This is a genomic window from Jatrophihabitans lederbergiae, assembly GCF_031845305.1.
GTDB classification, from domain to species: Bacteria; Actinomycetota; Actinomycetes; order Mycobacteriales; family Jatrophihabitantaceae; genus Jatrophihabitans_A; species Jatrophihabitans_A lederbergiae.
The window spans coordinates 92032-104878 of the sequence record NZ_JAVREH010000002.1; the positions used below are offsets into that span (position 1 = coordinate 92032).

At 65.9% G+C, this 12847-nt stretch carries 10 protein-coding genes and 1 pseudogene; 9 read left to right on the forward strand and 2 right to left on the reverse strand.

Annotation, left to right across the window (positions count from 1 at the left end; all coding sequences use genetic code 11):
* The first annotated feature begins 284 nt into the window (after positions 1 to 284).
* The 4 genes from rplJ (at position 285) to RM423_RS01930 (ending at position 9377) form a co-directional block, all read left to right on the forward strand.
* Positions 285 to 926, forward strand: a complete 642-nt coding sequence (rplJ, locus tag RM423_RS01915; protein ID WP_396327559.1) for a 50S ribosomal protein L10 — start codon at positions 285 to 287, stop codon at positions 924 to 926.
* A 45-nt stretch (positions 927 to 971) separates the two neighbouring features.
* Positions 972 to 1355: a 50S ribosomal protein L7/L12 gene (gene rplL, locus RM423_RS01920; RefSeq protein WP_311421303.1), complete on the forward strand. Its 384-nt coding sequence runs from the start codon at positions 972 to 974 to the stop codon at positions 1353 to 1355.
* Between the two features lie 561 nt (positions 1356 to 1916).
* Positions 1917 to 5372, forward strand: coding sequence for a DNA-directed RNA polymerase subunit beta (gene rpoB / locus RM423_RS01925; protein WP_311421304.1), 3456 nt, complete (start codon positions 1917 to 1919; stop codon positions 5370 to 5372).
* A 96-nt stretch (positions 5373 to 5468) separates the two neighbouring features.
* Positions 5469 to 9377 (forward strand): DNA-directed RNA polymerase subunit beta', encoded by a 3909-nt coding sequence (locus RM423_RS01930; protein WP_311421305.1) that lies wholly within the window; start codon positions 5469 to 5471, stop codon positions 9375 to 9377.
* 221 nt (positions 9378 to 9598) lie between these two features.
* Here the strand turns inward: RM423_RS01930 and RM423_RS01935 are convergent, their stop codons facing one another.
* Together RM423_RS01935 and RM423_RS01940 are read right to left on the reverse strand one after the other, a co-directional pair.
* Positions 9599 to 9802, reverse strand: a complete 204-nt coding sequence (locus tag RM423_RS01935; RefSeq protein WP_311421306.1) for a cold-shock protein — start codon at positions 9800 to 9802, stop codon at positions 9599 to 9601.
* 266 nt (positions 9803 to 10068) lie between these two features.
* A pseudogene (locus tag RM423_RS01940) lies at positions 10069 to 10212 on the reverse strand (alcohol dehydrogenase); the annotation flags it as partial.
* A 58-nt stretch (positions 10213 to 10270) separates the two neighbouring features.
* Between RM423_RS01940 and RM423_RS01945 the strand changes: the two are divergent.
* The 5 genes from RM423_RS01945 (at position 10271) to rpsG (ending at position 12828) form a co-directional block, all read left to right on the forward strand.
* Entirely contained in the window at positions 10271 to 10516 is a 246-nt protein-coding gene (locus RM423_RS01945; protein ID WP_311421308.1) for a sugar-binding transcriptional regulator, read from the forward strand.
* Positions 10473 to 10838 carry a sugar-binding domain-containing protein gene (locus RM423_RS01950; protein WP_311421309.1) on the forward strand — a complete coding sequence of 122 codons (366 nt, stop codon included), beginning with the start codon at positions 10473 to 10475 and terminating at the stop codon, positions 10836 to 10838. The genes RM423_RS01945 and RM423_RS01950 overlap by 44 nt, the downstream gene beginning before the upstream one ends.
* Before the next feature lie 4 nt (positions 10839 to 10842).
* Entirely contained in the window at positions 10843 to 11640 is a 798-nt protein-coding gene (locus RM423_RS01955; protein WP_311421310.1) for a phosphotransferase enzyme family protein, read from the forward strand.
* 343 nt (positions 11641 to 11983) lie between these two features.
* On the forward strand, positions 11984 to 12358 hold the full coding sequence (gene rpsL / locus RM423_RS01960) for a 30S ribosomal protein S12 (RefSeq protein WP_311421311.1): 375 nt from the start codon (positions 11984 to 11986) through the stop codon (positions 12356 to 12358).
* The gene (rpsG, locus tag RM423_RS01965) at positions 12358 to 12828 is read left to right on the forward strand and encodes a 30S ribosomal protein S7 (RefSeq protein WP_311421312.1); all 471 of its coding nucleotides are present in this window, start codon (positions 12358 to 12360) and stop codon (positions 12826 to 12828) included. The genes rpsL and rpsG overlap by 1 nt, the downstream gene beginning before the upstream one ends.
* The last annotated feature ends 19 nt before the right edge of the window (positions 12829 to 12847 follow it).

Genomic DNA, 12847 nt, shown 5'->3' on the forward strand with positions numbered 1-12847 from the left:
CGGGTGACGCGACGGGGTTCGGCTGAGGCTTCTGGCGACGATTTGGTGCGCGCTGAGCCGGCCCGTAGCATGGACAGCGATCCACCCGAAGACCGCTGGTTGTCGCATGCGCACGTGCGACCGAACAGCTCCGGAGCGCCGGAGCGGCCCGCGCAGAGTGGCCGGTAAGAGATGAGACTTCCTCGTTTCGCCCCGAGCGCCCTGCGCCGGGGCGTTTTGGTGTTCCGGGCCTGCTCGTCGTGCGGCGCAAGCCCAGCCGGCACGAGATGTACGAGAGGAGGAACATGCCGAACAAAGAAAAGCTCTCCGCTGTCGCGGAACTGGTCGAGCACTTCAACGGCTCGTCGGCCACCGTCATCACCGAGTACCGCGGACTGACGGTCAAGCAGGTCACCCAGCTTCGCCAGGCCCTGGGCCGGGACACCACCTACGCGGTGGTCAAGAACACCCTGACCAGGCGTGCGGCGGCCGAGGCCGGTGTCAGCATCGAGGACAGCCTGCTCGTCGGACCGACCGCGATCGCGTTCGTCAAGGGCGACCCGGTCGAGGCGGCCAAGGGCCTGCGTGACTTCGCCAAAGCCAACCCGCTGCTGGTTATCAAGGGCGGTGTGCTCGAAGGAAAGTCGCTCAGCGCGGCGGACGTGAGCAGCATTGCCGACCTGGATTCCCGCGAGGTGTTGCTCGCCAAGGTCGCAGGCGTCCTCAAGGCGCTGCCGACCCGTGCGGCCGCCCTGTTCCAGGCGCCGTTGTCCCAGGTTGCGCGCCTGGCCAAGGCCCTGGAGGACAAGACTCCGGGAGACGCGGCTGCGGCCGTCGAAGCCGGAACCGAAGGCCCTGTTGTCGGCGAAGCCGGCGACGTGGCAGCCGAGGCCCCCGCGGCCGATGAAGCACCATCCGAGACTCCCGCCGAGCCGGCGGAGCAGTAACCAACCACCCGCCGGCTCTCCGGCACAAAGAAAGGACGCCACATCATGGCGAAGCTCAGCACTGACGAGCTCATCGACGCATTCAAGGAGCTCACCCTCCTTGAGCTGTCCGACTTCGTGAAGCAGTTCGAAGAGACCTTCGACGTCACCGCCGCCGCTCCGGTCGCCGTCGCGGCCGCTCCCGTCGGCGGCGCGCCCGCCGAGCCCGAGGCCGAGCAGGACGAGTTCGACGTCATCCTCGAAGGCGCCGGCGAGAAGAAGATCCAGGTCATCAAAGAGGTGCGCACGCTCACCAGCCTCGGCCTCAAGGAGGCCAAGGACCTGGTGGACGGCGCGCCGAAGCCGGTTCTGGAAAAGGTCAACAAGGAAGCCGCCGAGAAGGCCAAGGCTGCCCTCGAGGCCGCTGGCGCTTCGGTGACGGTCAAGTAGCTCCGGCTACGTCCGACCATGCCAGGTCAGCCGGCTAGCCACAGCTGACCGAGCAACTGCCACACCCGTCAGGGGGCGGTCCGCGAGAGCGGGCCGCCCCCTGACGTCGTTCATTGTCGAGGTGGGTGGGCCGCTACCTCCCCGGCAAAGCGAATTGCGGCGGCACGAATGGCCAGATGCTTGACGTGAGCGATTTGGCGGGGCACCCTGTGCGTGCACTGCTTGCAAGCTCCTCGAACCACGTGACGGCTTGTACGACGACCGCCTCGACGGTCGTCAGAAGCGCTCGGGAGCTTGGCTCGACCGCGGTAGAACCATCCCTCAGGGGGTGGGTGGACAGGCGTGCCCATAGCGGCTAGACTGCTAATTTGCGCTGCCCTCAAACTTGTGTCGGCCCGTACAGGGTCTACTTCCGGCTGTCTCGGCAGGAAAGTTCAGGGGTCGCGCGATAGATCAAGAGCTGCGCCGCCGAAGGTGTGAGATCACGAGCACCACCGCGATCACGACTCCAGCGGGGCAGCGATTGGACACAGGTTGATTCAGTCCTCGGAAGGACGCATCTTGGCAGTCTCTCGCCCCGGTAAGTCCGAATCGCAAGGCACGAGCATTCAGGGCATCGCAGGCGCCCCCGCTCGGACCACCTTCGCCAAGATTCGGGAACCACTCGAAGTTCCCAATCTGCTGGCCTTGCAAACGGAATCTTTTGATTGGCTGGTCGGCAACGCCGCCTGGAAAGCGAGGCAAGCTCGCGACGCAAACGCCACCGGCGTCGCCCCCCTCTCCGGTCTGGAAGAAATTCTCGGTGAGATCTCGCCGATCGAAGACTTCTCCGGCTCCATGTCACTGTCGTTCTCCTCGCCGCGGTTCGAGGACGTCAAGGCCTCCATCGAGGAGTGCAAAGACAAGGACATGACCTACGCCGCCCCGTTGTTCGTCACGGCGGAGTTCACCAACAACACCACTGGCGAGATCAAGAGTCAGACGGTGTTCATGGGTGACTTCCCGATGATGACCCGCAAGGGCACCTTTGTTATCAACGGCACCGAGCGCGTCGTCGTGTCGCAGCTCGTCCGTTCGCCTGGCATCTACTTCGACCGCAGCCTGGACAAGACCTCCGACGTGGACGTCTTCTCGGTGAAGGTCATCCCCAGCCGCGGTGCCTGGCTGGAATTCGACGTCGACAAGCGCTCGACGGTCGGCGTCCGCATCGACCGCAAGCGCCGCCAGCCCGTGACGGTGCTGCTGAAGGCCCTCGGCTGGAGCTCGGACCGGATCCGTGAGCACTTCCACTGGTCCGAGACCCTGCTCGCGACCCTGGAGAAGGACCACATCCCGGGTCAGGACGAGGCGCTGCTAGACATCTACCGCAAGCTTCGTCCGGGCGAGCCCCCGACGAAGGAGTCGGCGCAGGCGCTGCTGGAGAACCTGTTCTTCAACCACAAGCGCTACGACCTGGCGAAGGTTGGCCGCTACAAGGCCAACAAGAAGCTCGAGGTCGACACCGACATCAACCACGGCAACCTGACCGAAGAAGACATCGTCAAGACCATCGAGTACCTGGTCCGGCTGCACGCCGGCGAGGATGGCTACGAGGTCGACGACATCGATCACTTCGGTAACCGTCGGCTGCGCACCGTGGGTGAGCTGATCCAGAACCAGATCCGGGTCGGTCTTTCCCGCATGGAGCGGGTCGTGCGCGAGCGGATGACGACTCAGGACGTCGAGGCGATCACGCCGCAGACCCTGATCAACATCCGTCCCGTGGTGGCTTCGATCAAGGAGTTCTTCGGAACCTCCCAGCTGTCGCAGTTCATGGACCAGACCAACCCGCTCGCCGGTCTGACCCACAAGCGCCGGCTGTCGGCTCTCGGCCCGGGTGGTTTGTCCCGTGACCGTGCAGGCATGGAAGTCCGTGACGTCCACCCGTCGCACTATGGCCGCATGTGCCCCATCGAGACCCCTGAAGGCCCGAACATCGGCCTGATCGGCTCGCTGGCGTCCTACGGCCGGGTGAACGCCTTCGGCTTCGTCGAGACCCCGTACCGCAAGGTCGAGACAGGCGTGGTCACCGACCAGGTGTTCTACCTGACCGCCGACGAAGAGGACCGGGCGACCATTGCCCAGGCCAACGCCGTGATCGATGCCCATGGTCACTTCACCGACAGCAAGGTGCTCTGCCGTAAGAAGGGCGGAGAGGTCGAGCTGCTCGAGCCCGACGAGGTCGACTACATGGACGTGTCGCCGCGCCAGATGGTGTCGGTCGCGACCGCGATGATCCCGTTCCTCGAGCACGACGACGCCAACCGCGCGCTGATGGGCGCCAACATGCAGCGCCAGGCTGTGCCGCTGCTGCGTTCGGAGTCCCCGCTGGTCGGCACCGGCATGGAGCTGCGCGCAGCTGTCGACGCCTCGGACGTCGCCGTCGCCGACAAGGCCGGTGTGGTCGAGGAGCTTTCCGCCGACTACATCACCGTGATGGCTGACGACGGCACCCGTAACACCTACCGGTTGTCGAAGTTCGCCCGGTCCAACCAGGGCACCAGCTTCAACCAGAAGCCGATCGTCAACGAGGGCGACCGGGTCGAGGTCGGCCAGGTCATCGCCGACGGTCCCTCCACCGACTCCGGTGAGATGGCGCTCGGCAAGAACCTGCTCGTGGCATTCATGCCATGGGAAGGCCACAACTACGAGGACGCCATCATCCTCAACCAGCGGATCGTGCAGGACGACGTCCTGACCTCGATCCACATCGAGGAGCACGAGGTCGACGCTCGCGATACCAAGCTCGGTGCCGAAGAGATCACCCGTGACATCCCCAACGTCTCCGACGAGGTCCTCGCCGACCTCGACGAGCGCGGGATCATCCGTATCGGCGCCGACGTGGTGACCGGTGACGTGCTGGTCGGCAAGGTCACGCCCAAGGGTGAGACCGAGCTGACTCCGGAAGAGCGCCTGCTGCGCGCGATCTTCGGTGAGAAGGCGCGCGAGGTTCGTGACACCTCGATGAAGGTTCCGCACGGTGAGGCCGGCAAGGTCATCGGCGTCCGGGTCTTCTCCCGCGAGGACGGCGACGAGTTGCCGCCCGGCGTCAACGAGCTCGTCCGGGTCTACATCGCCCAGAAGCGCAAGATCCAGGATGGCGACAAGCTCGCCGGCCGGCACGGTAACAAGGGCGTCATCGCCAAGATCCTGCCGCCGGAGGACATGCCGTTCCTGATCGACGGAACCCCGGTCGACATCGTGCTCAACCCGCTGGGCGTGCCCGGCCGGATGAACATCGGCCAGGTTCTCGAGACGCACCTCGGCTGGGTGGCCAAGACCGGCTGGCAGGTCGAAGGCGAGCCGGAGTGGGCAAGCCGGCTACCTGAGCCCGCGCGTCAGGGCCACCCGGGCACCAACGTGGCGACCCCGGTGTTCGACGGCGCTCGTGAAGAAGAGATCACGGGCCTGCTCGACTCGACCCTGCGCACCCGCGATGGTGACCAGCTGATCGGGCGAACCGGCAAGGCACAGCTGATCGACGGTCGGTCCGGCGAGCCCTTCCCCGAGCCGGTCTCGGTGGGCTACGTCTACATCCTGAAGTTGCTCCACCTGGTCGACGACAAGATCCACGCCCGTTCGACTGGCCCGTACTCGATGATCACCCAGCAGCCGCTCGGTGGTAAGGCGCAGTTCGGTGGTCAGCGCTTCGGTGAGATGGAGTGCTGGGCCATGCAGGCCTACGGCGCCGCCTACGCCCTGCAGGAGCTGCTGACGATCAAGTCCGACGACATCCTCGGCCGCGTGAAGGTGTACGAGGCGATCGTCAAGGGCGAGAACATCCCCGAGCCGGGCATCCCCGAGTCGTTCAAGGTGCTGCTGAAGGAACTTCAGTCGCTCTGCCTGAACGTCGAGGTGCTGTCCAGCGACGGTGTGGCCGTCGAGATGCGTGACACGGACGACGACGTCTTCCGTGCCGCCGAAGAACTCGGTATCGACCTGTCCCGGCGCGAGCCGAGCAGCGTCGAGGAAGTCTGACGGACCGGCCGGCTGGTGGTGGCGTAATGCCCGAACCAGCCGGCCAGCCCGCCGGCCAACTCCGTTAGACAATCCGAAGGAAAGAGAAGGTTCCACGTGCTCGACGTCAACGTCTTCGACGAGCTGCGTATCGGCCTCGCCACTGCTGACGACATCCGTCAGTGGTCCCACGGCGAGGTCAAGAAGCCCGAAACCATCAACTACCGGACTCTCAAGCCTGAGAAGGACGGCCTGTTCTGCGAGAAGATCTTCGGTCCCACCCGCGACTGGGAGTGCTACTGCGGTAAGTACAAGCGCGTCCGCTTCAAGGGCATCATCTGCGAGCGCTGCGGCGTCGAGGTCACTCGCGCCAAGGTGCGTCGCGAGCGGATGGGCCACATCGAGCTCGCCGCACCGGTGACCCACATCTGGTACTTCAAGGGTGTTCCGTCCCGGCTGGGCTACCTGCTCGACCTGGCACCCAAGGACCTCGAGAAGATCATCTACTTCGCTGCCTACCTGATCACCAAGGTGGACACCGAGACCCGGCACCGCGATCTGCCGACCCTCGAGGCCGAGATCTCGGCCGAGAAGTCCACGCTGGAGAAGCGCCGCGACTCCGACATCGACGCCCGCGCCAAGAAGCTCGAAGCCGACCTGGCCGAGCTCGAGGCAGAAGGTGCCAAGAGCGACGTCCGGCGCAAGGTCCGCGAGGGCGGCGAGCGCGAGATGCGTCAGCTGCGTGATCGGGCCCAGCGCGAGATCGATCGCCTCGACGAGGTGATGGACACCTTCCGCAAGCTCGACGTGAAGCAGCTCATCTCCGACGAGATGCTCTACCGCGAGCTACGCGACCGGTTCGGCGAGTACTTCGAGGGCGGCATGGGCGCTGAGTCCCTGCAGACCCTCATCGCCGGCTTCGACCTCGACGCCGAGGCCGAGTCGCTGCGCGAGACCATCCGCTCCGGCAAGGGCCAGAAGAAGATCCGTGCACTCAAGCGGCTACGGGTCGTCGCGTCCTTCCTGAACACCACCAACTCGCCGCAGGGCATGGTGCTGGACTGCGTGCCGGTCATCCCGCCGGACCTGCGCCCGATGGTGCAGCTCGACGGTGGCCGGTTCGCCACCTCCGACCTGAACGACCTGTACCGCCGGGTCATCAACCGCAACAACCGCCTCAAGCGACTGATCGACCTCGGCGCGCCCGAGATCATCGTGAACAACGAGAAGCGGATGCTGCAGGAGTCGGTGGACGCGCTGTTCGACAACGGCCGTCGTGGGCGTCCCGTCACCGGTCCGGGCAACCGGCCGCTGAAGTCGCTGTCCGACCTGCTCAAGGGCAAGCAGGGCCGGTTCCGTCAGAACCTGCTCGGCAAGCGCGTCGACTACTCCGGCCGTTCGGTCATCGTCGTCGGCCCGCAGCTCAAGCTGCACCAGTGCGGCCTGCCCAAGCAGATGGCGCTGGAGCTGTTCAAGCCCTTCGTCATGAAGCGCCTGGTCGACCTGTCGCACGCGCAGAACATCAAGTCCGCCAAGCGGATGGTCGAGCGCGCGCGTCCGGTGGTGTGGGACGTCCTCGAAGAGGTCATCCGCGAGCACCCGGTGCTGTTGAACCGGGCGCCCACCCTGCACCGTCTCGGCATCCAGGCCTTCGAGCCCCAGCTGGTCGAGGGCAAGGCCATCCAGATCCACCCGCTCGTCTGCACCGCGTTCAACGCGGACTTCGACGGTGACCAGATGGCTGTCCACCTGCCGCTGTCGGCCGAGGCCCAGGCTGAGGCCCGCGTGCTGATGCTGTCGACGAACAACATCCTCAAGCCGGCTGACGGCCGTCCGGTGACCATGCCGACCCAGGACATGATCCTGGGCCTGTACCACCTGACGACCCTGCGTCCGGACCAGCTCGGAGCCGGCCAGGCCTACGCCTCGGCTGCCGAGGGCATCATGGCCCGCGATGCCAAGGCTCTGGGACTGCAGGCTCCGGTCAAGATCCGGCTGCAGGGCATCACCAGTGTCGACAACGGCGGTTCTGCCAGTGCGGAGCCATGGGTTGCTCCGGAGGATTGGACTCCCGGCGAGCAGTTGCTCGTCGAGACCACCCTCGGCCGGACGATCTTCAACGACACGCTTCCTTCGGACTACCGCTTCGTGAACTACGAGGTGACCAAGAAGGAACTCGGGCAGATCGTCAACGACCTGGCCGAGCGGTACCCCAAGGTTGCGGTTGCCCACGCGCTGGACAACCTCAAGGCTGCCGGTTTCCACTGGGCCACCCGGTCTGGCATCACCATCGCCATCGACGACGTGGTCACCCCGCCCCGCAAGGCGGAGATCCTCGAGCGGTACGAGGCGGACGCCGAGAAGATCGAGAAGCAGTACCGGCGTGGTGTCATCACCGTCGACGAGCGTCGTCAGGAGCTCGTCGAGGTCTGGACCAAGGCGACCAGCGAAGTCTCGAAAGAGATGGAAGCCAACTTCCCGAAGACCAACCCGGTGTACATCATGGTGAACTCGGGCGCCCGCGGAAACATGATGCAGATGCGTCAGATCGCCGCGATGCGTGGTCTGGTGGCCAACCCCAAGGGCGAGATCATCCCGCGTCCGATCAAGGCCAACTTCCGTGAGGGCCTGTCGGTGCTGGAGTACTTCATCTCGACCCACGGTGCTCGAAAGGGCCTGGCCGACACCGCACTGCGTACCGCCGACTCGGGCTACCTGACCCGTCGTCTGGTGGACGTCTCGCAGGACGTCATCGTCCGTGAAGAGGACTGTGGCACCGAGCGTGGCGTCAAGCTGACGATCGCCGCCGCCGGCCCCGATGGCAAGCTCCTCAAGGACAGCCACGCTGAGACCAGCGCGTATGCCCGGGTGCTTGCCGAGGACGTCGAGGCAGACGGTGCCGTCGTGGCACGGGGCAATGACGATCTCGGTGACGTTCTCATCGACGAGCTGGTTGCCCGCGGCGTGTCCGAGGTTCGGGTGCGCAGCGTGCTGACCTGCGAGTCCGCACTGGGCACCTGCGCCCGTTGTTACGGACGTTCGCTGGCCACTGGCAAGCTGGTGGACGTCGGCGAGGCTGTCGGCATCATCGCGGCCCAGTCGATCGGTGAGCCCGGAACCCAGCTGACGATGCGCACCTTCCACACCGGCGGTATCGCCGGTGACGACATCACGCATGGTCTGCCGCGTGTTGCCGAGCTCTTCGAGGCTCGGGTTCCGAAGGGTGTCGCGCCGATCAGCGAGGCAACCGGACGGGTTCGGATGGAAGACGTCGAGGGCACCGGCAAGGGCTCCGGCCGCAAGCTGGTCGTGACCCCGGATGACGGCAGCGAAGAGATCGAGTACCCGATCCTGCGGCGTGCCCGGCTCCTGGTGGCCGACGGCGACCGGGTCGAGGTGGGCCAGCAGCTCGTCGCCGGTGCGGTCAACCCACACGACGTGCTGCGCATCATGGGCCCGCGTGAGGTGCAGCTGCACTTGGTGCGTGAGGTCCAGGAGGTCTACCGCAGCCAGGGCGTCGCGATCCACGACAAGCACATCGAGGTGATCATCCGCCAGATGCTCAAGCGCATCACGGTGATCGAGTCGGGTGCTACCGAGTTCCTGCCGGGTTCGCTCATCGAGCGCGCCAAGTTCGAGGCCGAGAACCGTCGGGTCGTCGCTGAGGGTGGCGAGCCTGCCTCCGGTCGTCCGGTGTTGATGGGTATCACCAAGGCGTCGCTGGCCACCGAGTCGTGGCTGTCGGCAGCGTCCTTCCAGGAGACGACCCGCGTCCTCACCGACGCGGCGATCTCGGCGAAGAGCGACTCGCTGGTGGGGCTGAAGGAGAACGTGATCATCGGAAAGCTGATCCCGGCGGGTACTGGCATCGCCAAGTACCGCAACGTCGAGGTCAATCCCACTGAGGAAGCGCGTGCTGCAGCCTTCAGCATGGCTGGTTACGACGAGAGCGACTACTACGGCTTCGGTCAGGCCGGCGGTCAGGCCGTTGCACTCGAGGACTTCGGGTACAACGACTTCCGCTAAACAGCAGTCGGGCTAGCGCCCGGACACGGCAACGGGCCGGGAACCTCAGGGTTTCCCGGCCCGTTCTGCTGTCCCTGCCGGCTCTGTTGACTGGGGAGCGGGTTGGTATGCCGTCTGGCCGCCATGGTGGCCGCACGGCATACCAACCCGCGGCGACCAGCTCCGGAAACGACAGAAGGGCCGCACCCCGCGGGGTACGACCCTTCTGTCAAGCGTGAGGCTTACAGCGGGCGAACGTTCTCCGCCTGCGGGCCCTTCTGGCCCTGAGTGGTCTCGAACTCGACGCGCTGGTTCTCATCCAGGCTGCGGTAGCCATCGCTGGCGATCGCTGAGTAGTGGACGAAAACGTCCGGTCCGTCGCCGTCCGGAGCGATGAAGCCGAAGCCCTTTTCGCTGTTGAACCACTTGACGGTTCCCTGTGCCATGTCTTTCTCCTTGCTAAATGCGGTTCGAAGGGCACACCGTGTGACCTCCGGGTTGTCGTTAGTCGCCCCGCCGTTCAGCTGGGGTAAAACAAAACGCCCGCTGCGAGCAACCCGCGGGCGTTCAAAGAAACGATCGTGGAACACTGCAACTACAACCAGGGAAAACCGTAGCACGGATAGCCGGGAGCTGTGCAACTTCCATGTGCCAGAGTCGCGATTCTGTGGCGGGCACCCTGATACAGCCGTGCAATCCGGGCCTTCCACAGTCATGGCACGATCTGGATCTTGCGTCCGATCCCGGCCGCGAACCGCTCCGCAGCGACCGAATAGTCAGCCAGCGGCAGCCGATCGGAGATGAAGACGGCCGGATCGATCACGCCATCGGCGAACAGCTGCGGCACGCGTTCGTGTACGACTTTCCCGACGACAGCGACAGTTCATTGCGCCAGCGGCTGGGCGAGGCCGCCGGTGAAGCGATCGCCGATCACGTCCGAGGCCTCGGACGTGATCGGCATCGCCTGGTCGCGCGGTCTGTCCGGATTGGCGCGCAGCCTGACCACCTTTCCGGCCTGCTCCATCGTGCAGATGACCGGTGCGCTGTCCCGGCCCGGCGGCGATGACCTGCTCGACCTGGTACGGGCAGCGACCCGGATCGGTGACCATCGCGATGGTGGGTATCGGATGCTGGGCACCCGGGCTGTCCAGCATCTATGACGCTCTGGACGTCGAGGACCGAGAGAGCGTGAGCGCGTGGGGCGTGCGTGCGGAGGTATCGGGGGTATTTCTGGACGAGGGCGGAATCGCTCGCCAAACTGCCCTGGACGAGAGGATGATTGTGACTCGGGCGCGAGTGCTGACCGGCATTCCGACGGTTCTCGCAGTTGCCTACGGAACAGCGAAGAGCCGGGCGGTCTGGTCGGCGCTGAACGGAGGTGTGGTGAATGGGCTCATCACCCATGCCAGCCTCGCCAGGGCAGTTCTCGACATGCCACGGTCAGCCGGCGCACCGGCCCTGGAGCGAGTGGCGCCTAGTTGAGCCGTTGAGCCCGCTCGGGCGGCCGGTGTCACTCGGCGGTGGAGTTGCCAACCGTGGCCAGGTCTTCCGGCTCGGCGCCGCCGTGCGCCGACCGGTCACCCCGCACAGCCCTGCTACCCACGCGCTGCTGCGTCACCTGAGCCGCGCGGGCTTCGACGGCGCGCCCAGGTTGCTGTCCGCCGACGACCGAATGGAAATGCTGTCCTGGATTCCCGGGGTCGCCGCCCGCAACCCGCTGCCAGGCTGGTCCCTCAGTGACGCCAGCCTGGTCAGCGTGGCCGTTCTGGTCCGCCGCTTCCATGACGCGGTGCGGGGCTTCGACGGGGGCCCGCACCACTGGCCCCGGCCGGTGCCGCCGGCGTACAGCGACGGACTGGTCGGTCACAACGATCTGCACCCCGGCAATATCGTGTTCGACGGGGAGCGGGCGGTGGGCTTGATCGACTTCGACCTTGCCGGTCCCAGCGGCGTGGTGTGGGACCTGGCCACCGTCGCGCGGTGCTGGTGCCCACTGGTTGCCGACGCCGACCTCCCGGACGGCTTCGTGCAGGGGCCTGAGCGGCGCTACGACCGGCTGGTGATGCTGCTCGACGCCTACGGCCTCAACCGGGCGGGGCGCGTCGCGGTGGCCGAGTCTCTGGTGGACAACCACGACTGGACCTACCGGATCGTCACCGACGCGGCCAGCGCGGGACACCCGGGGTTCCGCGAGTATTGGGCGGGTGTGGCGGCGAGAACCAGCCGCGCGAGGCAGTGGGCGGTCGACCACCAGGCGGAATTGATCAAGGCCGTCCGGCGCTAGACTGATTCCGTACGGCCGGTTGCTTGCCCGATTTTGATACCAGGGCGGGCACCGGTATTGTTTGACCTTGTGCCCGGAGCCTCCGGGCGTTTACCCGTGTCCGTCGCGGGCGGCTGCTGGTCCACGAGCCGCTGACGAACCGGGGCCATCCGGTGAAGCTGGCGAGATTCTCGCTGGAAGACCCTGGGACTGGGCGACACGCCCGACCTCGGGGACCGGAGGGTGACAACAGCAGAGCAGACACGTTGCCGGGCAGAGACTGTCGGACGTCGCTGGGATCGAGCCAGCGCGCCGAGCCTCTACCTTCGACGTACCGCAGACGAATGAGGAGATTGCAGGCCGCATGCCTACGATCCAGCAACTGGTCCGCAAGGGCCGGCAGGACAAGATCGGGAAGACCAAGACCCCGGCGCTGAAAGGCTCTCCGCAGCGACGTGGTGTCTGCACGCGTGTCTATACGACCACGCCCAAGAAGCCGAACTCTGCGTTGCGCAAGGTGGCGCGCGTCCGGCTTACCAGTGGCATCGAGGTCACCGCGTACATCCCCGGGGTCGGTCACAACCTGCAGGAGCACTCGATCGTGCTTGTGCGTGGCGGCCGTGTGAAGGACCTGCCCGGTGTTCGTTACAAGATCATTCGTGGCTCGCTGGACACCCAGGGTGTCCGCAGCCGCAAGCAGTCGCGTAGCCGCTACGGCGCGAAGAAGGAGAAGAGCTAATGCCTCGTAAGGGCCCGCCTCCGCGTCGTCCCCTCGTGGTCGACCCGGTGTACGCTTCGCCGCTGGTCACTCAGCTGGTCAACAAGATCCTGATCGCCGGCAAGCGGTCGACCGCCGAGAGCATCGTCTACGGCGCCCTCGAGGGCTGCCGCGAGAAGAACGGCACCGACCCGGTTGTCACCCTCAAGCGCGCGCTGGACAACGTCAAGCCGACGCTGGAGGTGCGTAGCCGCCGCGTAGGTGGCGCGACCTACCAGGTTCCGGTCGAGGTCCGCACTCCTCGCCAGACCACTCTCGCGTTGCGGTGGCTGGTGGGCTACTCCCGCGCCCGTCGCGAGAAGACGATGACCGAGCGTCTGATGAACGAATTGCTCGACGCGAGCAACGGCCTCGGCGCCAGCGTCAAGCGTCGTGAGGACACCCACAAGATGGCCGAGTCGAACAAGGCCTTCGCGCACTACCGCTGGTAGCGCGTCGCGCTGGGAACAG